We start from the raw sequence: 19864 nt of genomic DNA on the forward strand, positions 1-19864 counted from the left end.
AAGCCTCACCGTCGACCGTCCTGGTCGGGAACCCGAGCGAGGGCGCAGGTCGCGCCCGCGCTGGCGATGCGGGGCAGGACGAGCCGCGCGCCCGGCCCCGCGGCGGCGAGCGCGGCGGCCTCGGCGACCGAGCCGACGCCCCGGCTCGCCGCGATCCGGGCCGAGCGGGTGACGACCTGCGCATCGGCGGCGGCGAGCGCCGTCGGCTCGATCCCGACGGGGGCCAGGTCGAGGGCTGCCGCAACGTCCAGAAAATTCGGCGCGCCGGCCCGGTCGGCCGCGGTGGCGAGCGCGGTGAGGGCATCCGGGGCGAGCCCGGCCTCGTGAAGGGCCCGGCGCACCAGGGCGACGATTTCTTCCGGTGTCGTGGCGGCGCGAAAGCCGACGCCCGCGACGAGGCCGGTCACGGCTTGGTCCAGACCCACTGCGTCACCGGCATGGCCGGGCGCCAGCCGGTGAGCCCGCCGACCGGCGCGGCATGGGCGACCGAGAGCCGCCGCAGGCGTCCGCCGGTCTCGGCATGGGCCGCGAGGAGAGCCGCCTCGCCTTCGAGGGTCACGGCGTTGGCCACGAGTCGACCGGCCGGAGGCAGCGCCGCGCGGCAGGCGGCGAGCAGGCCGGACTCGGCCACGCCGCCGCCGACGAACACCGCCTGCGGGGCGGGCAGATTGGCGAGGGACGCCGCGGAAGCGCCGCGCACCACCGTGACCCGCGCCCCGACGCCGAGATGCCGGGCGTTGCGCCCGATCCGCTCGGCGCGGTCGTCGCGCCGCTCGACCGCGACCGCGCGGTTGGCCGGATGGCGCAGGCACCACTCGATCGAGATCGAGCCGGCGCCGGCTCCGAGATCCCACAGGGTTTCGCCCGCCCGCGGGCGCAGGGCCGCAAGCGTCACGGCGCGAATCTCCGCCTTGGTGAGCTGCCCATCGTTCTCGAACCACGCATCGTCGAGGCCGGGGCTCAGGGAGACGATCCGGGCCTCGGGCGTCGCCTCGACCTCGATCGCGAGGGTGTTGAGCGGATCGATGTCGGAGAGTGCGAAGGTTTTGGCGACCGCCCTGCGCAGCCGTTCGCGCGGGCCGCCCATGGCTTCGAGCACCGTCAGGCGCGAGGCGCCCATGCCCCGCTCGGTCAGCAGGGCCGCGACCGTGGCGGGCGTCGACCCGTCCCAGGAGAGAGCCAGGATCCGCGCGCCGGGCTGGAGATGGGGGACAAGTCCAAGAGAATCGCGGCCGTGCAGGGTGATGCACGCGGTCTCGGGCAGCGACCAGCCCAGCCGAGCCGCAGCGAGGCTGAAGGCTGAGGGCTGGAGGAAGGCGCGGATTTCCGCCGCCGGTACCAGCCGGGCGATCTCGGCGCCGATGCCGAAATGGAAGGGATCGCCGGTGGCGATGAGGCAGGTCGGCCGTCCGCGCCGGGCGAGGATGCCGGGATAGGCTTGCCCGATGGGGCTCGGCCAGGGCCGTTCCTCCGCCGTCAGCGGTGCGGCCAGGGCGAAATGGCGCCGCCCGCCATAGACCACCTCCGCGGCGTCGAGGGCGGCGGCGGCGGCGGGCGAGAGCCCGGCGCGGCCGTCCTCGCCGATGCCGACGATGGTGAGCCAGGGGGCAAGGGCCGGCTCGGGCGCGAGGGGGTCCGTCATGGCCGGAACTGTGCGGGAGGGAGGATCGGGGCGTCCTCCCTGCCGCGAACCGATCCGGCCCGTCAAATCGGCGCGAGGCGAAGTGGCGGGCCGGCACCGGGGCCGGCCCGCCTCCTCGTTACATCGCCGTCCGGACGGTCAGCGGGGCGGCGACGGCCGGCACGGCCGGGCCTTCGACGCCGAGATAGGCGCGGCGGGCGGGCTTCAGGACGAACCACGCGAGCGCCGCCACGACCAGATCGAGGACGATGGCGATGCCGAAGACCGGCACCCAGCTGCCCACCGCGTCGTGGATCAGCGCCGCCACGGGGCCGCCGAGCAGCGAGCCGACGCCCTGCGCCATGTAGAGGAAGCCGTAATTGGTCGTGGCGTGCTTGGTCCCAAAGGTGTCGGTCAGCGTCGAGGGGAAGAGCGAAAAGATCTCGCCCCAGGCGAAGAACACGACGCCCGACAGGAGCGCGAAGGCGTAGGCGTTCTCGCGGAACATCAGCAGCAGGCCGATTGCCACCGCCTCGAGCGCGAAGGCGACCGCCATGGTGTTCTCGCGGCCGACATGGTCCGAGACCCAGCCGAAGAACGGGCGGGTCAGGCCGTTGGTGATGCGGTCGAAGGTGAGGGCGAAGGGCAGCGCGGCGAAGCCGAACACCATCGCGTCGGCGACGCCGAATTCCTTGGCGAAGGCTGCGAACTGCGCCACCACCATCAGGCCGCCGGTCGACATCATCGCCATCATGGCGAACATCAGCCAGAACAGCGGGGTCTTGAGCATCGCGGAAGGGGCGACGTCGCGGGCCGCGCTCGCGACCTTGTGGGCGGGGATCGCGGGCGTCTCGCCGGCCTTCGGGCTGCGCAGGCCCAGCGCCGCCACGACGCCGACGACCGCCATGATCGCACCGAACACGAAGAGCGTGTGGCGGTAGCCGGAGGCCGCCATCATGTCGGTGATCGGGAAGGTGGTGGCGATGGCGCCCATGCCGTAGCCCGCCGCGACGACGCCCGCCGCGAAGCCGCGCCGCTCGGGAAACCAGCGCACCACGAGGCCGACCACGCCGACATAGACGATGCCGGTGCCGAGCCCGCAGAGCAGGCCGTAGGTGGCGTAGAGGCCCCACAGGCTATCGACCTTCGAGGCCGCGACCCAGCCGAGGCCGGACAGCGCGGCGCCGAGCGCGATCATCGCCTTGGCGCTGAACCGCTCGATCAGCCAGCCCTGGACCGGCGAGAAGAAGGTCTGGAGCACGATGAGCAGCGTGAAGGCGACCTGCACGGCGGGCAGGCTCGCCCCGGTGGTCGCCTGGAACGGCTTCACGAAGAGCGTCCAGACATATTGCGGGCTGGAGATCGTCATCATCACGATCAGGCCCAGCGCGAGCTGGATCCAGCGGGTCCGATTGGATTTCGTATCCATCATTCACTCCTTGACGGCTCCGGGCCTGAGCAAGGGGTGTGCCAAACTCTACGTTCGCATCGTCCTCCGTCATCTTGGGTGAGGCTGCGGTTTGACCTGTGTTGCCTCGGGTCTCGGTTCCAGGGCCGGGCAAGACTTGGCCGTTGAGGTTCAAGCCCGCGCCGAGACCAGCCAGCAGGCGGCACCGAGTTCGACGGGGCCGCCGCCCGAGAGCTTCGCGAACAGATCGACGACGGTCCGCAGGGCCGCCTCCTGCACGGCCGGGTCGCGCTCGCGCAGCAGCCGGGCGATGGGCCCGCGCGTGACGACGAACCCGGCGGCCTCCTCCGGTGTCCGGCCCACCCGCATGGTGCGGTTGACCGGCTCGAAGACGATGTCGCGAAAGCCCGCGCCCTCCAGGAGCGGCCGCAGGGTCTCGCGCAGGGCGAAGCGGAACGGGCCCGGCGCGTCGGGCGAAGGGGCCTCGGAGTCGGGCAGGAGCGGCATCACCGCCGCCCGGGGCAGGGCGACCCAGGGGTTCTCGGCCATGGCCCGCCAGCAGAGGAAGCGCAGCCGCCCGCCCTCGACGAGATTCGCCCGGATATTGGCGAAGGCGGCGGCCGAATCGTCGAAGAACATCACGCCGAAGCGCGACAGGGCGTGGTCGAACCGCGCCTCGAAGGCGTGGCTCTGCACGTCGGCCTTGAGCCATTCGATCGCCGCTCCGACCGGTTCCGCCGCCTCCCGCGCTCGGGCCGCGTCGAGCAGCGGCTCGGACACGTCGGCCCCGGTGACGCGGCCCGAAGGGGCGACCTGCCGCGCGGCGAGAAGCGTCGTCTCGCCCGCGCCGCAGCCGATATCGAGCACGCGGTCGCCGGGTGCGAGGCCGGAGGCCGCGAACAGGGCCTGGGTGAGCGGCGCGAACGCGGCGTCGAGCGCGCCGCGATGCTCGGCCCAGCGCTGCCCGACCTCGCCGTTCCAGTAATCGATCTGGGGTTGGTTGCCGGTTTCCATGGAAAGCGTCCTGTTTCCTCAAGGGCTCTGCCCTGGGCCTGCCGGAGGGCTCGGGCACGATGCGGAAACGTAGAGCCGGCTTTCCGAGAGCATCGTGCGAAGACAGGGAGATAGAGCGTGCTGTTTCCGCAGAAGCAGCACGCCCTTGTCCTTCGAGACCCCGTTACAGGCCCTCGGCGCCGCCGTCGGAGCGCGGATCGTGGGCGGCCTCGATGCGGCGGTTGCCCGGGTGGCGCACCAGCATGCCGGCGTGGCCGAGGGAGTCGATATAGGCGCCGCCCAACTCCTCGATGTCGTGGCCCATGCGCTTGAGCGCGCTGATGCAGGCCGGATCGAACCGGTCCTCAACCTTCACCGAGAGCGATTCCGCGCCCCAGGTCCGGCCGTAGAGCAGGCGCGGGGCATCCACCGCGTCGGCGACCGACATCCCGTAATCGGCGTAGCGCGTGAAGATCTGCGCCTGGAATTGCGGCTGCCCGTCGCCCCCCATCGAGCCGTAGGACATGATGCGCCCATCGTCGAAGGCGGCCAGAGCCGGGATCAGGGTGTGGAACGGGCGGCGCCCCGGCTCCAGCGGGTTCACCGCGTTCGGATCGAGCGAGAACGACATGCCGCGGTTCTGCCAGCAGATGCCGGTCGCGGGTAGGACGCAGCCCGAGCCGTATTCCCAATAGACCGATTGGATGAAGGACACGGCCATCCCGTCCGCATCGATGGCGCCCATCCACACCGTGTCGCCTTCGCCAGAGCGCACCGGGATGCTGGCGGCACGATTCATGTCGATCAGCGCCGCCTCGCGGTCGAGCCGGCGCGGGTCGAGGAAGGCGGACGGATCGCCCTTGAGGCGGTCGAAATCGGTCACGAACCGGTCGCGGATCGCGAAGGCCCGCTTCGTCGCCTCGATCAGCCCGTGGTAATGCGCCGTGCTCTCGGCCTGCCGCACGTTGAGCCGCTCGAAGAGCCCGAGGATGATCAAAGCCGCGAGCCCCTGGGTGGGCGGGGGGAAGTTGTAGAGCGTGGCGTCGCGCCGCCGCAGCGACAGGGGCGCCCGCTCCCGCGCCGCGTAGGCCTGGAGGTCGGCCCGCGTCACCGGCGCGCCGAGACGCTCCAGGTCGGCGGCGATCTCGCGGGCGATGTCGCCGCGGTAGAAGTCGGCCAGGCCCGCATGGGCCAGCTGCGCCAGCGTGTCGGCGAGCTTGGGCTGGCGCCGCAGCGCGCCGACCGCGTGGGGCTTGCCCTCGGTGAGGTAGGTCGCGGCAAAATTCGGCTGGTCGTGGAGCGTGTCGAGTTCCTTCGGCACGTAGCGGGCCTCGGAGGCCGAGACCGGGCAGCCCTCGCGGGCATGGCGGATCGCGTCGCCGAGGATCGCGTCGAGCGGCAGCCGCCCGCCGAAGGCGCGCGACATGGCGAGCGCCAGCTCCCAGCCGCCGATCGTGCCGGCCACCGTCACGGCGGCGTCCGGGCCGCGGGAAGGGATCGCCTCGAGTTCCCGCTCGCGGTAGCGCGCCCGCGTCGCGAGGCTACCCGCCGGGCCGCAGGCCTCGATGCCGCGCACCCGCCCGCTCTTCTCGCGGATCAGCCAGAAGCCGTCGCCGCCGATGCCATTCATGTGCGGGTAGACCACGGCGATGGTGGACGCCATCGCGACCATCGCCTCGATGGCGTTGCCGCCCTGGGCCAGCACGCTCTGGCCCGCCTTGGCCGCGAGCGCGTGGGGCGCGGCGACGGCCGCGTGGGCGAAGACGGGGGTCTCAGGCATGAACGGAACTCGGGGTGTCGATACGGGAACGGCACGGAAGGCAGGATCAGGACCACGGGGCGGCCGCGACGGCAACAACCTTCGCGGCATCGCCGCCGTGCCGGCTGGCTTGCACGAGGCTTGGGAAAGGTTCCGCGCAAGCCTCGCGATTTTCGCCGTGTGGCGGAAATGGGACTGTGCAACAGCCCGCCGAATGACATGATGATTCGCGGCGAATCGGCGGGCACTTCCCCACATGAAGCAGAATGAGCGGGCGCTTCTTCAGGAGCGCGTGAGAACACTTGTCTTGCGTCACGCACTCGAAGCAGCGCTTCAGCGTGTTGCCGAACTGTCCGGCTTTCGCGCCGAGGAAGACCTTTTGAAACTCGAACACGCCATCGTCGGCGCGACCCGCCGGGTGGGCGAGATGCCGGGCGACGTGAAGCTCGCCACCCTGGTCGCGGTCGAGGATGCCGTCGCGGTCGTCCGCGCCGCCTTCGATACGGTGCATCAGGCCGTCGAGGTCGCGCCGGCCCCGGCCCTCGCGGCCTGAGGCGTCCGAAACTTTCCATCGCTCCATCCGCGCGCGGCGATTGAATTGCCGCGCCGTCATGCGCATATCGCCCCCGCTTTTTTTGCGAAGCGGGAGGCATCTGCGTGAGCGAGACGGTGGAGCGGCACGAGTTCGGTGCCGAGGTCGGGCGCCTGTTGGATCTGGTCGTCCACGCGCTCTATTCCGACCGCGAGATCTTTCTGCGCGAACTCGTCGCCAACGCGGCGGACGCGACCGACCGGCGCCGGTTCGAGGCGCTGACCAACGAGGCCCTGGCGCTTCCCTCCGACGCCAAGGTGCTGATCGCCCCCGACAAGGCGGCGCGCACCCTGACCATTTCCGATGCCGGCATCGGCATGGCCAAGGAGGATCTTGCCCAAAACTTGGGCACCATCGCCCGTTCCGGCACCCGCGCCTTCTCGCAGGCGCTCGGCGAGAAGGCGGGTGAGGGCGAGGACCTGCGCCCGAGCCTGATCGGCCAGTTCGGCGTCGGCTTCTACTCGGCCTTCATGGTGGCCGACCGGGTCACCGTCACCTCGCGCCGCGCCGGCACCGACGAGGCCTGGACCTGGGCCTCCGACGGCAAGGGCAGCTACACCCTGGAACCCGCCGCCCGCGAACAGGCCGGCACCGACATCGTCCTCCACATGAAGGACGACGCCGACGAGTATCTGGAGAGCTACCGGCTCGACCACGTCGTGCGCAAATGGGCCGACAACATCGCCGTGCCGATCGCGATCCGCGACGAGGAGGGCAAGGAGGAGGCGGCCAACCGCGGCACCGCGCTCTGGCGCAAGCCCAAGTCCGAGGTGACGGACGAGCAGTACAAGGAATTCTACCGCACCGTCAGCCACGGCTTCGACGAGCCCTGGGCGACCCTGCACTGGCGGGCCGAGGGCGCGCTGGAATTCACCGGCCTCCTGTTCGTGCCGAGCATGAAGCCGTTCATGGCGGTGGAGGACGACCGCCGGTCCAAGGTGCGGCTGCACGTGCGCCGCATGTTCATCACCGACGAGGCCGAGCTGCTGCCGAACTGGCTGCGCTTCGTCCACGGCGTGGTCGACACCGACGACCTGCCGCTCAACGTCTCGCGCGAGATGCTGCAATCGACGCCGACGCTGCAGAAGATTCGCCGCGCGGTGACGACCCGCGTCATCAACGAGCTGTCGAACCGCTCCAAGAACGCCGAGAAGGCCGAGGACTACCAGAAATTCTTCGAGAATTTCGGCCCGATCCTCAAGGAGGGCATCTACGAGGATTACGAGCGCCGGGCCGAGATCGCGCCGCTGCTGCGCTTCCGCTCGTCCACGGAAGCCGGCTGGACCTCGCTGCCCGACTACGTGTCGCGGATGAAGCCCGAGCAGGAGGCGATCTACTACCTCGTCGCCGACGACGTGGAGGCGCTCAAGAACTCCGCCCAGCTCGAAGGTTTTCGCGCCCGCGGCGTGGAGGTGCTCTTGCTCTCCGACCACGTGGATGCGTTCTGGCCCGAGCAACTCGGTAAGTTCGAGGACAAGCCGCTGCGCTCGGTCACGCAGGGCGCGGCCGACCTGTCGAAGTTCAAGCCCGAGGGTGAGACCGGCGAGGCGCCGGCCGCCGACAAGCTGGTGGCCGCGCTCAAGCTCGCGCTCGGCGCCGACGTGTCGGACGTGCGCACGACCGACCGCCTCGTCGACAGCGCGGTGGTGCTCGCCGCCTCTGGTTCGGGGCCCGACCTTCAGATGCAGCGTCTGCTGCGCCGGGCCGGGCGCGGCTTCGGGGGCGGCGCGCCGATCCTGGAGATCAACCCGCGCCACGCCCTGATCCGCGCGCTCGACGCCCGCGCCGAGGCCGGCGACGACCTCGCCTCCGAGGCCGGCACCCTGCTCGACCTCGCCCGCGTGCAGGACGGCGACACCCCACGCGATCCGGTCGCCTTCGCCCGCGCGGTCGCGGCCGCGCTCGCGGGGACATCGGTACCGTCGGCGTGAGGAAGGATGGGGCGCGGATCAGATCCGCGTCCCGTCGTCCCTCGGCGGGGAGCCGCAGCGAAAGCGGGCGACCCGCCAGCGGTCGCCGTGCTGGTTCTGCCACGCCGCCATCTGCGGCTGGGCCACCGCGAGGCATTGCTGCGGCGTGACGATGTCTTCGTTGAAGCGGTGGACCCGCATCACGCAATGGGTGGGGTTGGCGACCATGCAGGTCATGAAGTAGAGGCCGTAGAGCATGCGGTGAGGCTCCGTGACGTCGTGAGCATCGCCTCCCGGGCCGTGTCGTTTCTTGATGGTTTGCCGAGAAAGCACATCGCAATCGGCGTGCCGAAGGTTCCGCTGCACCTTGCCGGAATTGCACTGGTGGATTGCTGTTGTCGCGCTGCAACATCTCGGATGATGCAACCGGCTCCGGCGCCCGACGTTGACAGCCTCGCTCTCCTCAAGCGAACAGCGACGCATGACCGCCGACCCTTCCCGCGATCCGCAGACCGCCCGCCGCGACAAGCGGATCGCCCTCGGCATCCTCGGCCTCGTCGGCGCGACCGTGCTGATCGGTGCGCTCGCGCCGATGGGACAGTCCGCGGGGCATAAGGCCGCCGTGCTGGCGCCCGCCGACGATCCGGCCTGCGCCGAGTGGGGCGACGGCTGCAAGGTCTGCCGCCGCCTCGAGACCGGACCCGCCTGCTCGCTGCCGGGCATTGCCTGCACGCCGGGAAAGGTCGCCTGCCTGCGCGGCACCGGAGAGCCGTGAGCCGGCCGACCCTTCGCTTCGCGCCGAGCCCGAACGGTCGTCTCCATCTCGGCCATGCCTTCTCCGCCCTGACCAACGCCCGCATCGCCCAAAATCTCGGCGGAAGGCTCCTGCTGCGGATCGAGGACATCGATCTCGGCCGGACCCGACCCGAATTCGTGCAGGCGATCTTCGACGACCTGGCGTGGCTCGGCCTGAACTTCGACGGCCCGGTGCGGCGCCAGTCCGGGCATTTTTCGGAATATGTTCGGGCGCGGGATGCGCTCGCCGTGCGAAAACTCCTTTATCCGTGCTTCTGCTCGCGCGGGCGGATCGCGGCGGCCATTACCGAGCGCGAGGCGTCAGGCGCGCGGGTCGCGCGCGATCCCGACGGCGCGCCGCTCTATCCGGGCACCTGCCACGCGCTCCCCGGCGACGAAGTCCGGGCCCGCATCGACGGTGGCGCGCCGCATACGTGGCGTCTCGACAGCGCGGCGGCCCTGGCCGAGATCACCGCTCCTCTCGTCATCCGTCGTTTCGCCCCGGACGGCTCGCAGGATACCGTCCCGGCCGACCCGGCCCGCTGGGGCGACGCGGTGATCGCCCGCCGCGACGTGCCGACGAGCTATCATCTCGCCGTGGTCTGGGACGATGCGGAGCAGGGCATCAGCCACGTGGTCCGCGGCCAGGATCTGGAGGCGGCGACCGACCTGCACGTCCTGTTGCAGCACCTGCTCGGCCTGCCGAGCCCGGCCTATCACCACCACGGGCTGATCCGCGACGAGACCGGCGACAAGCTCGCCAAGTCGAAGGGCTCGGAATCGCTGGCGGACCTGCGCGCCCGCGGCGTCACCCCGGGTGCCGTGCGCGCCATGCTGGGCTTCGCCTGACGCGCGAGTTCGGGCAGGCGGTCGAAATCCCCGTCGGAACCCGGCTTCCCATACGTCGCCCCGAAAGCCGATAACCGCCTTTCGGGACGACGCCCTAAAGGGAGCCGAGCCGGATCACGAGGGCGAGCGCTTCGGCGAAGGCGGCGTCGGCGTCGAGGTCGGTCGTGTCCAGCACCACCGCGTCGGCGGCGGCCTTGAGCGGGGCGGCGGTGCGGCTCGAATCGCGGGCGTCGCGGGCGCGGATGTCGGCGAGGATCGCCTCCGGCGCGGCGGCCTCGCCCCGGCCGGCGAGTTCGCGATGGCGCCGCCGCGCCCGTTCCTCGGGGGTCGCGGTGATGAACAGCTTCACCCGCGCGTCGGGGCAGACCACCGTGCCGATGTCGCGCCCGTCGAGGACGGCGCCCTCGGGCCCCCCGGCGAAGCGCTGCTGCCAGGAGAGGAGCGCGGCGCGCACCTGCGGCACCGAGGAGACCCGCGAGGCGGCCTCGCCCATCGCCCGCTCGCGCAGGCGCGGATCGTTCAAGCCCTCGGCCGAGAGCGCGGCGGCGGCGCGGGCGGCGGCCGCCTCGTCGCCGAGATCGGTGCCGGCATCGATGAGGGCGAGGGCGACCGCGCGGTAGAGCAGGCCGGTGTCGAGATGCGGCAGGCCGAAATGCGCGGCGAGCCGCTTGGCGAGCGTGCCCTTGCCGGAGGCGGCCGGGCCGTCGATGGCGATGACGAGGGGGGCGCCCATCAGCGGTTCGCTCCCTCGACGATCTCGGCGCCCAGAGCCGCCATGGTCGGGCGGAAGGTCGGGAAGCTCGTGGCGATCATCGCCCCGTCATCGACCGTGACCGGGTTTTCCGAGGCCATGCCCATGACGAGAAAGGCCATGGCAATGCGGTGGTCGAGATAGGTCTCGACCGTGCCGCCGCCGCGCGCCGCCGCGCCCGTGCCGGTGACGATCAGGTCGTCGCCCTCGATGACATGGTCCACGCCGTTCTCCGCGAGTCCCGCCGCGACCGCGGCCAGGCGATCCGATTCCTTCACCCGCAACTCGTGCAGGCCGTTCATCCGAGTGGTGCCCTCGGCGAAGGCCGCGGCGACGGCGAGCACCGGATACTCGTCGATCATCGACGGCGCGCGCTCGGCCGGCACGTCGATGCCGTGCAGGCGGCTCGCCCGCACGCGAAGGTCGGCCACGGTCTCGCCGCCCTCCTCGCGCTCGTCGAGGCGTTCGATGTCGGCGCCCATCTCGATCAGCGTAGTGATGAGGCCGGTGCGCAGCGGGTTCATCATGACGCCGCGCAAGGTTACCTCGGAGCCCGGCACGATCAGCGCCGCCACCAGCGGGAAGGCCGCCGAGGACGGGTCGGCGGGCACGATCACCTCGGTGCCGCGCAGGGTCGGCTGGCCGGTGAGCGCGATGCTCCGGCCGTGGCCGCCCTCGCCATGGGGCTCCACCCTGACCTCGGCGCCGAACAGGCGCAGCATCCGCTCGGTGTGGTCGCGCGAGGCGGCCTTCTCGATCACCGTCGTCACGCCCGGCGCGTTGAGGCCGGCGAGCAGAACCGCCGACTTGATCTGCGCCGAGGCGACGGGAAGCTCGTAGCGGATCGGGATGCCCTCGGGCGGGCCCTTGATCGTCAGCGGCACGCGCCCGCCCTCGGCTTCGGAGACGACCCGCGCCCCCATCTGCAGCAGCGGATCGAGGATGCGCCGCATCGGCCGCTTGCGGAGGGAGGCGTCGCCGTCGAAGGTCGCGGTCACGGGCTGGCCGCCGACCACGCCCATCATCAGCCGCGAGCCGGTGCCGGCATTGCCGAAATCGAGCACGTCCGCCGGGTCCTGCAGCCCGCCGATGCCGGTGCCGACGACGCGCCAGCGCCCCTCGCCCTCGCGGGTGATCGTGGCGCCGAGCGCGCGGGCGGCCTCGACCGTGCGCAGCACGTCGTCGCCCTCCAAGAGGCCTTCGACCCGGGTCTCGCCGATGGAGAGCAGCCCGAAGATCATCGCCCGGTGCGAGATCGACTTGTCGCCCGGCGGCTTGAGTTCGCCGGCAAGCGCGTGGCCCGGACGCGCGGTGAGGGGCTGCGGAGCGGAATCGTGCGACACGGGGAGGCCAGGGCTTCCGGCGAGAGGGCGGGACGGCCCCGCACGATGTGTTCGTAGACACGGGGCCGTTGCCGAGCGCGGGGCCCGGCCGAGTTGCGGCCCGTTACCATGCGGGCCCGGCGGCGTCATCCGTAAGCCCCTCCGTGAGCGACGGGTTTACCAAGGGATGGGGTGAGCGTACCGACGACTCGACAGGACCCAACATATGTTTATTGTTCGGCGCATGACCCACATGCGTCGCTGTCTCCGCAAGGTCGAACAAGCCGCTGCGGCCGCCGATCCGGCTCTCGCCGAGCGCATCCGCGAAGCCTTGGACGAGTTGGAGGCGGCCTATCTCCGCCCCAGCGAGCGCATCGTCGCCCTCGAAGCCCTCCTTCATGGATTCGAGCATAGCCATCTGGCTGAAAACGCGTGGCTCGGCCGGCTCCTGCGCGTGGCCATCGATCGGCGCCAGGGAGACTTGGCCCGCTCCGCCGCCCCGCGTGTCGCCCCGCAAGCCCTTCGGCCGACCGCGTCGCTGCAGGCCAATCCTCTGTGACGGATCGATGACGGCGGCACCCCGTGAGCCTGTTGCATCTCGGGCACAGCGAAGCTCGGAGCGAAACGGTAACGCTTTCGTCAGTTCCTTGATGAGACCCGGAACCACCTGAAGGCGCGCACATCCATCCGGGATGGCGCGCCTTGCTTTTTCGCGCGGCCGCCGGCCCGGGCACGGGTCTATTTGACATGGGCTGAGGCTGCGACTAACGGGGCCGCTCCTCCCCGACCCCCTTCGACATCTGCCCAGAGGTTCGCTGCCGTGGCTAGACCGGAACTCGGCGTCAAGCGCCAGTGCATGAATTGCGGTGCCAAGTTCTACGACCTCGACCGCGATCCGGCGACCTGCCCGAAATGCGGTACGATCTATCAGGTCGCCACCAGCCGCGTCGCCCCGCCGATCGCCAGCCGCGCGGCGGACGACGACGAGGAGGAAGAGGAGAAGGCCGGCCCGGAGATCGTCTCCCTGGATGAGGCCGAGTCGAACGACGACGCCGACGACATCAGCGTGGACGACGACGAGAGCGGCGACGACGCCGGCACCGGCGGCGACGACGACACCTTCCTGGAAGAGGAAGACGGCGACGACGACGTCTCGGATCTGATCGACAACGATTCCGACAACGACGAAGAGGGCTGAGGCCCGCCTCGTCTCGTCAACGGGTCTCGGGCCCCCCCGGGATCCGTCCGGTCCGATCGATGGACCTGAAGCCGGAGGCGCTCGGGCGGCGCTCCGGCCTTCAATCCCGAACCCGTCCCCGCCTCCTCTCCGTCGTTCGGGCCGGGCTACGGCGGTTGATTCGCCCGCCGGTGGCCTCCTTGGCCCGGACAGGCTGGGCCGCTTTCGCCGCGGCGATCCCCGCCGGCTGGCCCTCCGGCCGCGACACGGCCCGCTTCGGCACCGATCGCTCCCGCCCGCCAGACTCTCCCGGATCGGCACGGTCCCGCTCGGCAAGATCCGGGCGCGGCGCCGGGTCTCATTGCGAATTGTCCTGGGTACCGGATCCCGGCAGACCCCCCAGGTGCTTGTGCCGCATCGGCTTTTTTCCGAAACTCGGTATCCGCCGTTCGGGCCGACTCCCGGGCGCAAACGCCTGACGCTCCCATTTCTGTCCCTGGACGGCACATCGCAACCGGCAACACCCTTGCACTTCCTCCGGTCAATACTCGGGCCTGTCCCGGGCGGAACGGACGGGCGGTCGCTTGCGGTCGCCGAGATGAGAGGAACCGGACCAGGGCCGGTTTTGTGGAATGACGAGCCACCTCAGCATGCGTGGAGCCGTGCCGCTGTCCTCCTTCGACTGGCGCGCCGAGACCGCCGGGCAATCGCGGTCGGTCAGCCCCGCTCAGGTCATGGGGATGCTCCGTCGGCGGCGCTGGCTGATCGGCTTCGCCCTCGTCCTCGGCCTCCTCGGCGCCGTGGGCGTCGTGGCCACGATGGAGCCGCGCTACGTCGCCACCGCCCAGGTCATCATCGATCCGCGCGGCCTGCGCGTGGTCGAGCGCGAGGTGACACCGAGCGTCGACAATGCCGACGCCCAGATCGCCACCGTCGAGAACGAGATGCGGGTGCTGCGCTCCAGCGCGGTGTTCGACGCGCTGATCACCCGCGAAGGGCTCGATCAGGATCCCGAATTCGTCGGAAACCCGCCGGGATTGCTGCGCCGGATGCGCGGCGCGATCACGGATTTCCTCGGCGCCGCCCCGGCCCGCACGCCGGACCCGCGCCGGAGCGCGCTCCAGGCCCTGGAGCGCAAGGTCGCCGTGCGCCGCGCCGAGCGCAGCTTCGTCATCGAGGTGACCGTCGCCACCCGCGACCCCGACAAGTCGGCCCGCATCGCCAACGACCTCGTCGCGATCTACACCGAGCAGGCGAACAAGACCCGCGCCGACCTCGCCCGCCGCTCCGGCGCCTCCCTCGACGACCGGCTGGCGGAACTGCGCGCCGCCGTGCGCAAGGCGGAGGACAAGGTCGAGACCTTCAAGAGCAAGAACGACCTCGTCAGCGCCGACGGTACCCTCACCCGCGACCGGCGCCTGCGCGACCTCAACGCCCAGCTCGTCACCGCCCGCGCCCGCTCGACCGAGGCGCTCGCCCGGATGGAGCAGGTGACCGCGCTGCACGGCAAGCTCGACGGCCTGACCGAGGCGGTGCAGTCGCAAGCCGTGCTGCAACTGCGCGGCCAGATCGCCGAGGCGCGCCGCCGCCGGGCCAACCTCGCCAACGTGCTGGGGCCGCGCCATCCCGATCTGGCCTCGGTCGGCCGCGAGATCGACGTGCTGCAGGACCAGCTCGATCAGGAGCTGCGCCGCATCGGCGAGGCCGCCCGCAACGATTACCGCCGCGCCAAGCAGACCGAGGAGCAGCTGCGCCGCACCGTGGAGTCGATGTCGCGGGCCTCCTTCGCCGACAGCCGGGCGCTGACCGAGCTGCGCGAGCTGGAGCGCGAGGCCGAGACCCGCCGCACTTTGTACTCGCAGTACCTCGCCCGCGCCCGCGAACTGGCCGAGCAGACCCAGGTCGATCTCAACAACGTCCGGGCGATCGGCGCCGCGATCCCGCCCGACCAGGCGGCCAACCTGAGCAAGGCGGTCATCCTCGCGCTCGGCACCCTGATCGGCGGCGTCCTCGGCATCCTCGCCGCCATCGCCCTCGGCGTCCTGCGCGGCGAGGCGCGCCCGGCGAGCGAGGCGCCCGGCCCCCGCCCGGCCGCGACCGAGCCGCCGCGCGAGACCGTCGCCTGGACCCCGCGCGACTTCCGCTGACACCGGCTCGGTTAAGCCTGTCCGGCGAAACTCCCCGGCCGCCCGCCGTTTCGGCCTCCGAGGCGACGGTGCGGCAGGAGTTCCGTGAAAGGCTGCTCGCACACCGGTCCGCCCGCCCACGCGTGCGGCCGAAAGCGCCACAATCACGAGCGCGACGATCACGAGCGCCACGACCATGAGCGACACGGCCTTTCCGTCTTCCACCGCGCCGGCCCTGGCCGCCCCGATGTCGGCCGCGCCGCGCCGCACCACCGGCGAGCTGTGGCGCACGCTGTTCGTCGTCTTCGCCGTGCTGATGTGCGTGAACGCCTTCTACGCGACGTTTGCGGGCGGCAGCGACGAACTCGGCGGCGACAAGGCCCACGTGCCGTCGAACCGCGGCAACCTGCTCTATGTCGGCCTCTGGCTCGCCCTCTATGGCTGCTCCGCCTGGGTGGTGTTCCGCGATTTCCTGCGCAACGGGCTCGATCTGTGCCTCGTCGGGATCATGCCGCTCGCCGGCTACATCATGCTCTCGTCCACGTGGTCGTACGACCCCTGGGCCTCGATCGTGCCGGCCACGATGCTGGCGCTCAACATGGTCATCGCCGCCGCTCTCGCCTCGGTGGTCCATCCGGCGCGGTTCCTGCGCATCTTTGCCTGGACCAACGTGATCCTCGTCGCGATCTCGCTGGCCCTGGTGGTGATCACCCCGGACACGGTGCGTACCGACATCAACCGGCCGGGCCTCCTGATGACGGGCGAATTGTTCGGGGCCTACCCCAACAAGACCATCCACGGCATGTCGGCCTCGATCGCGATCCTCGTGCTGTTGTTCCTGCCGGGTTCGAGCCCCCGCGGCCTGCGCTGGCCGGCGCTCGGCATCCTGACGCTGGGCCTGATCCTGTCGAACTCGGCCGCCTCGGTCGGCGGGACCCTCGCGGCGGGGGCGACGCTGTTCGCCGCCCGGCTCCTGCCGCGGTTCGGCCGCCCGATCTTCGCAGGCGTCACCGGCCTGTCGATCCTGTTCGCCCTCAGCCTGCCCTTCGTCGGCATCGGCGAGATCGCCACCGCCCTCGGCCGCAGCGCCGACTTCACCGGCCGCACCAGCTTCTGGCCCTACGGCATCGAAGCCATCAAGGAGCGCCCCCTGTTCGGCTACGGTTACCTGAGCTTCTTCAGCACCGACCCGTTCTCGAAGGTGTGGCGGCTGTGGGAGCAGGAGCTGTATTTCTTCACGCCCGAGTTCCACAATACCTTCCTCGACATCCTCATCGCACTGGGGCTGGTCGGCGGCGTCCTCTACCTCGGCTTGCTGTTCGTCTCGTCCGCCGTCTTCGCTCATCCGACCTTGGAGCGCCGCTGCGCCTTCCTGCTCTCGGCGATCCTGATCCTGTTCATCCTCAACAGCGCCACGAACTACATCTTCTTGGCGCATAACCGGCTGCCGGCGATCTTCCAGTTCTACTGCCTGTTCGTGCTGTGCCGCAGCTACCGATCGGCTCCGCCGGGCTTGTGGGTCGGCCTCGTCCCGCCCCTCCGCGGTGCCGTCCGATGAGGACGCATCGACCCGAAAGGGGGCCGCCGGCTTTCGAAAGACGCCGATGCGGCGCACCGATCCAGCCCTGCGCGGATGGGAGCGCGCCCACGACATGCAGGACCGCGACAGGAGCCCGACGTTGAAACCCAGCAGCATGCCGCATCTGCCGCAGCTCGACGGCATCCGTGCGCTCGCGGTCGGGCTGGTGTTCCTGTCCCATGCCGGGCTCGGGCATATCGTGCCGGGCGGGCTCGGGGTCACGATCTTCTTCTTCCTGAGCGGCTACCTCATCACCACGCTGCTGCGGTTCGAGGCGCTGAACACCGGCGGCGTCAGCCTGCGGAATTTCTATCTGCGCCGCGTCTTCCGCATCTTCCCGCCGCTCTACCTGACGCTCCTGTTCTGCGGTGCGCTCTACGCCTTAGGCCTGCTCAAGGGGCCCTACGACGCCGGCGTGGTGCTGATGCAGGCGACGTTCGCCGGCAACTACGTCACGATGCTGGGCGGCGACATCGCCCACGCCCTGCCGGTGCCGCTGTGGTCGCTCGCCGTGGAGGAGCATTTCTACCTGCTCTTCCCCCTCGTCTTCCTGCTCGCGGTCGGCCGGATCTCGGCGGCGCGGCTCGCGCTCTTCTGCCTGATCGCCTGCTTCGTCGTCCTGTCGTTCCGGGTCGCCGCGGTGATGACGCTGGCGGATGCCTCCGACACCTACATCTGGACCCATACCCGCGCGGACTCGATCCTGTTCGGCTGCTGCCTCGCGCTCTGGCGCAACCCGCTCCTCGACGGCGAGGCCGGCTACCGTCCGGGCGGCTGGCAGGCTCTGGCCGCGCTCGGTGTGATCGGCGCCACCCTGGTGGTGCGGGACGAGACCTTCCGGCAGACCCTGCGCTACACGGTCCAGGGCGGCGCCCTGTTCGTGCTGTTCGCCTGCATCCTGCAGCCGGCGCGGGGGAGCGCCTGCGGTCGCGCGGCCCGGCTTCTGTCGGCGCCGCTGCTGACCCGGATCGGCCTCTACTCGTACACGATCTACCTCGTGCACGCGGCGATGATCGAGGCGATGGCGGAGTTCACGGATTCCCACCTCGTCCAGGGCATCGCGGGGGCCGCGCTGACCTTCGTCTACGCGGCGCTGATGCACCGCCTCGTCGAGCGCCCGTTCGCCCGGTTGCGTCGCCGCCTCGACGCGCCCGGCGCCGGCGTGCCGGCACGAGAAGCGCCGCTGGCGGCCCCGGCGCGCTGACGCCGGTTCACCAGCCGCGGGCGACGAGCGCGTCGTGCACCAGCACGGCGATGACGGCCTGACCGGCGTCGTTGAGGTGGATGTGGTCGGCTCTCAGCGTCTGGGCCGGCACGTCATCCACGATGTCGGCCCGGTCCCGTGCGGTCGGGTTCAGCCCGTTCATCGCGAGGCCGCGCTCGACCAGGGGGCCGCGCACGTCGAGGAAGCGAAAGCCGTGGTCGTCGCGCAGGGCGTCGTTGAGCGCGCGGATCGCCCGGTAGCCGGGGCGCCCCCGATGTTCCTCGGGCACGTCGGCGTTGATGATCGACAGGACGAGGCTGCGTTCGCAGCGCGCCGCCATCGCCTTCAGATCGGCCCGGACCCGGTTGGGATCGTCGTAATTGTTGCGGCCCGCCCAGATCACCGCGACGCCCTCGCGCGAGCGCGGATCGGACAGCATCCGGCGGGCGACCTGCGTGGAGGTTTCCCCGCCGATCCCGGCATTGCGCACGGCACGCGGTGGGGCGAAGAGCCGACCCAGGACGGTCGGGTAGCGTCCGCCATTCGTCTGCACCCCGGCGCCGAAGGTCAGGCTGTCGCCCCAGCAGACGATCGGCGCGGCCGCGGCTTCGGCCCGCCCGGCAAAGCCCGCGGCCAGCAGGCCCAGGCCGAAGCGGCGGCGGTCGAGGATCGGTGTCGAAGGCGGCATGACCACTCCGGCGCAGCGCTATGGGCGCCTTACGCTCCGAACAGAACGATCTCCGTATAGGACAGATCCCCCGCCATCGGCGGGTTGGGGCCGCGGGCGAATTTGGGCGCGCGCCCAGGAAAGTAGCGGCCGGGGAGGTCGGCGCGGCGCTCGACGGCGTCGAGGACGAACCAGGGCATCGCCCGGCGCAGCAGCAGGGCGCGGCCGACCGCGCCGAGGCAGGACGCCAGATCGAGGCCGGGCGAGTGATAGACCAGCTGGAGGCCGGGAAAGCGCAGCCAGCCGAGCCGGCCCGGCAGCACCTTGATGGCGCGGCGCTGGAACAGCAGCGCGCCGGCCTTCGCGCCGTCCGACCAGACGAGGCCGAGGCAGCCGTAGGAGACGTGGTCGGCGACCAGCCGGGCTTCTGCCTCGGGTAGCAGCGCAAGCGTCTCGGGCGAGACGGGGCGCGCCCGGCCCCGGTGGCGGCCGAGGATCGGCAGGGTCAGCATCTGGCCGGCGCAGATCGTCCTGAAGCCGCGGGCCTTGTGCATCGCCCAGGTCTGGGGCGCGGGTGAGACGTTGACATAGGTCACCGTCCGGTCGCGCATGGCGAAGCCGTCGAGCAGGGTGCCGAGCGAGCGGAATTCCGGCTTCACGTACCAGCTCGACAGGTTGCAGCGCAGAGATGGGCCGGCTTCGTCCTCGACCACGCGGTAGAGCGCCAGCAGCACGCCGACCGCCTCGCCGTCCCGCTCGACGAGATAGCCGTAGCGCGGCACGCCGTCGGGTAGGGGTTGGGCGCGGTGCCGCGCCAGACCCCGGCGCCAATAGCCCTCCGAACGGTCGGCGAATCCGGTGCGCAGCAGCGCGATCACCGCGTCGAGGTCGTCCTCCTCGATGGTCCGGCAGCGCGTCTTCGGACGCTCGCGCTTCGGCGTCGCCGGGGCGGGATCGGACGCGGAGACGAGGGGGACTTCTTCGGATTCGGACAGGGCGAACATCGGCGACACTCTCGGAGCTTCGCTGAGCTTGAGGCCGGGGCGGATGCGTGGGCCGCGTCCGTTCGGATCGGGAGTCAGGTCGGCGGAAGGAGGGGGGCGAGGGGAGG

19 protein-coding genes are annotated in these 19864 nt (G+C 71.1%); 9 read left to right on the forward strand and 10 right to left on the reverse strand.

Annotated features, from left to right (window positions below):
* Nucleotides 1–5: 5 nt before the first annotated feature.
* The 5 genes from BM140_RS04180 to BM140_RS04200 all read right to left on the reverse strand — a co-directional run bounded on the left by BM140_RS04180 (nt 6) and on the right by BM140_RS04200 (nt 5802).
* Nucleotides 6–425 (reverse strand): cobalamin biosynthesis protein, encoded by a 420-nt coding sequence (locus BM140_RS04180; RefSeq protein ID WP_091942257.1) that lies wholly within the window; start codon nt 423–425, stop codon nt 6–8.
* Nucleotides 404–1642, reverse strand: a complete 1239-nt coding sequence (cbiE, locus tag BM140_RS04185) for a precorrin-6y C5,15-methyltransferase (decarboxylating) subunit CbiE (RefSeq protein ID WP_091942259.1) — start codon at nt 1640–1642, stop codon at nt 404–406. The genes BM140_RS04180 and cbiE overlap by 22 nt, the downstream gene beginning before the upstream one ends.
* A gap of 118 nt (nt 1643–1760) precedes the next feature.
* A complete protein-coding gene (gene oxlT / locus BM140_RS04190) occupies nt 1761–3050 on the reverse strand; it encodes an oxalate/formate MFS antiporter (protein ID WP_091942710.1) in 1290 nt (429 codons plus the stop codon).
* Nucleotides 3051–3200: 150 nt separating this feature from the next.
* Entirely contained in the window at nt 3201–4043 is an 843-nt protein-coding gene (locus BM140_RS04195) for a class I SAM-dependent methyltransferase (protein WP_091942261.1), read from the reverse strand.
* Between the two features lie 163 nt (nt 4044–4206).
* The gene (locus BM140_RS04200) at nt 4207–5802 is read right to left on the reverse strand and encodes a gamma-glutamyltransferase family protein (RefSeq protein WP_091942263.1); all 1596 of its coding nucleotides are present in this window, start codon (nt 5800–5802) and stop codon (nt 4207–4209) included.
* A gap of 358 nt (nt 5803–6160) precedes the next feature.
* Here BM140_RS04200 and BM140_RS26195 point away from each other — a divergent pair, with 358 nt between their 5' ends.
* Both BM140_RS26195 and htpG read left to right on the forward strand, forming a co-directional pair.
* Complete coding sequence (locus BM140_RS26195) at nt 6161–6334, forward strand: hypothetical protein (protein ID WP_244535280.1); 174 nt, start codon at nt 6161–6163, stop codon at nt 6332–6334.
* A 104-nt stretch (nt 6335–6438) separates the two neighbouring features.
* Nucleotides 6439–8304, forward strand: coding sequence for a molecular chaperone HtpG (htpG, locus tag BM140_RS04210; RefSeq protein WP_091942267.1), 1866 nt, complete (start codon nt 6439–6441; stop codon nt 8302–8304).
* A gap of 18 nt (nt 8305–8322) precedes the next feature.
* Here htpG and BM140_RS04215 read toward each other — a convergent pair whose 3' ends face one another.
* The gene (locus BM140_RS04215; protein ID WP_091942269.1) at nt 8323–8541 is read right to left on the reverse strand and encodes a hypothetical protein; all 219 of its coding nucleotides are present in this window, start codon (nt 8539–8541) and stop codon (nt 8323–8325) included.
* A 223-nt stretch (nt 8542–8764) separates the two neighbouring features.
* Here BM140_RS04215 and BM140_RS04220 point away from each other — a divergent pair, with 223 nt between their 5' ends.
* Complete coding sequence (locus BM140_RS04220) at nt 8765–9058, forward strand: hypothetical protein (RefSeq protein ID WP_091942271.1); 294 nt, start codon at nt 8765–8767, stop codon at nt 9056–9058.
* Nucleotides 9055–9927, forward strand: coding sequence for a tRNA glutamyl-Q(34) synthetase GluQRS (gluQRS, locus tag BM140_RS04225; RefSeq protein ID WP_091942273.1), 873 nt, complete (start codon nt 9055–9057; stop codon nt 9925–9927). Before BM140_RS04220 ends, gluQRS begins: the two co-directional genes overlap by 4 nt.
* A gap of 94 nt (nt 9928–10021) precedes the next feature.
* Here gluQRS and cmk read toward each other — a convergent pair whose 3' ends face one another.
* Together cmk and aroA are read right to left on the reverse strand one after the other, a co-directional pair.
* The gene (cmk, locus tag BM140_RS04230; protein ID WP_091942275.1) at nt 10022–10660 is read right to left on the reverse strand and encodes a (d)CMP kinase; all 639 of its coding nucleotides are present in this window, start codon (nt 10658–10660) and stop codon (nt 10022–10024) included.
* Nucleotides 10660–12021, reverse strand: coding sequence for a 3-phosphoshikimate 1-carboxyvinyltransferase (aroA, locus tag BM140_RS04235; RefSeq protein ID WP_091942277.1), 1362 nt, complete (start codon nt 12019–12021; stop codon nt 10660–10662). Before aroA ends, cmk begins: the two co-directional genes overlap by 1 nt.
* Nucleotides 12022–12253: 232 nt before the next feature.
* Here aroA and BM140_RS04240 point away from each other — a divergent pair, with 232 nt between their 5' ends.
* The 5 genes from BM140_RS04240 to BM140_RS04260 all read left to right on the forward strand — a co-directional run bounded on the left by BM140_RS04240 (nt 12254) and on the right by BM140_RS04260 (nt 18086).
* The gene (locus BM140_RS04240; protein ID WP_244535281.1) at nt 12254–12559 is read left to right on the forward strand and encodes a hypothetical protein; all 306 of its coding nucleotides are present in this window, start codon (nt 12254–12256) and stop codon (nt 12557–12559) included.
* 261 nt (nt 12560–12820) lie between these two features.
* Nucleotides 12821–13198, forward strand: a complete 378-nt coding sequence (locus BM140_RS04245) for a TIGR02300 family protein (RefSeq protein WP_091942278.1) — start codon at nt 12821–12823, stop codon at nt 13196–13198.
* Between the two features lie 629 nt (nt 13199–13827).
* Nucleotides 13828–15324 carry a GumC family protein gene (locus tag BM140_RS04250; RefSeq protein WP_244535282.1) on the forward strand — a complete coding sequence of 499 codons (1497 nt, stop codon included), beginning with the start codon at nt 13828–13830 and terminating at the stop codon, nt 15322–15324.
* A 175-nt stretch (nt 15325–15499) separates the two neighbouring features.
* Entirely contained in the window at nt 15500–16861 is a 1362-nt protein-coding gene (locus tag BM140_RS04255) for an O-antigen ligase family protein (RefSeq protein ID WP_091942282.1), read from the forward strand.
* Nucleotides 16862–16907: 46 nt separating this feature from the next.
* Nucleotides 16908–18086: an acyltransferase family protein gene (locus tag BM140_RS04260; protein WP_091942284.1), complete on the forward strand. Its 1179-nt coding sequence runs from the start codon at nt 16908–16910 to the stop codon at nt 18084–18086.
* Between the two features lie 7 nt (nt 18087–18093).
* Here BM140_RS04260 and BM140_RS04265 read toward each other — a convergent pair whose 3' ends face one another.
* Together BM140_RS04265 and BM140_RS04270 are read right to left on the reverse strand one after the other, a co-directional pair.
* A complete protein-coding gene (locus tag BM140_RS04265; protein ID WP_091942285.1) occupies nt 18094–18774 on the reverse strand; it encodes an SGNH/GDSL hydrolase family protein in 681 nt (226 codons plus the stop codon).
* A 29-nt stretch (nt 18775–18803) separates the two neighbouring features.
* Nucleotides 18804–19757, reverse strand: coding sequence for a GNAT family protein (locus BM140_RS04270; RefSeq protein WP_091942287.1), 954 nt, complete (start codon nt 19755–19757; stop codon nt 18804–18806).
* Nucleotides 19758–19864: the final 107 nt, after the last annotated feature.

This window comes from Methylorubrum salsuginis (assembly GCF_900114375.1).
Lineage (GTDB): Bacteria > Pseudomonadota > Alphaproteobacteria > Rhizobiales > Beijerinckiaceae > Methylobacterium > Methylobacterium salsuginis.

Bases quoted from the DNA above. Each gene is read 5' to 3' on its own strand.
- cbiE (WP_091942259.1), bottom strand. From the start codon at position 1,642: ATGACGGACCCCCTCGCGCCCGAGCCGGCCCTTGCCCCCTGGCTCACC.
- oxlT (WP_091942710.1), bottom strand. From the start codon at position 3,050: ATGGATACGAAATCCAATCGGACCCGCTGGATCCAGCTCGCGCTGGGC.
- BM140_RS04195 (WP_091942261.1), bottom strand. From the start codon at position 4,043: ATGGAAACCGGCAACCAACCCCAGATCGATTACTGGAACGGCGAGGTC.
- BM140_RS04200 (WP_091942263.1), bottom strand. From the start codon at position 5,802: ATGCCTGAGACCCCCGTCTTCGCCCACGCGGCCGTCGCCGCGCCCCAC.
- BM140_RS04215 (WP_091942269.1), bottom strand. From the start codon at position 8,541: ATGCTCTACGGCCTCTACTTCATGACCTGCATGGTCGCCAACCCCACC.
- BM140_RS04220 (WP_091942271.1), top strand. From the start codon at position 8,765: ATGACCGCCGACCCTTCCCGCGATCCGCAGACCGCCCGCCGCGACAAG.
- cmk (WP_091942275.1), bottom strand. From the start codon at position 10,660: ATGGGCGCCCCCCTCGTCATCGCCATCGACGGCCCGGCCGCCTCCGGC.
- BM140_RS04240 (WP_244535281.1), top strand. From the start codon at position 12,254: ATGCGTCGCTGTCTCCGCAAGGTCGAACAAGCCGCTGCGGCCGCCGAT.
- BM140_RS04250 (WP_244535282.1), top strand. From the start codon at position 13,828: ATGCGTGGAGCCGTGCCGCTGTCCTCCTTCGACTGGCGCGCCGAGACC.
- BM140_RS04255 (WP_091942282.1), top strand. From the start codon at position 15,500: ATGAGCGACACGGCCTTTCCGTCTTCCACCGCGCCGGCCCTGGCCGCC.
- BM140_RS04260 (WP_091942284.1), top strand. From the start codon at position 16,908: ATGCGGCGCACCGATCCAGCCCTGCGCGGATGGGAGCGCGCCCACGAC.
- BM140_RS04265 (WP_091942285.1), bottom strand. From the start codon at position 18,774: ATGCCGCCTTCGACACCGATCCTCGACCGCCGCCGCTTCGGCCTGGGC.
- BM140_RS04270 (WP_091942287.1), bottom strand. From the start codon at position 19,757: ATGTTCGCCCTGTCCGAATCCGAAGAAGTCCCCCTCGTCTCCGCGTCC.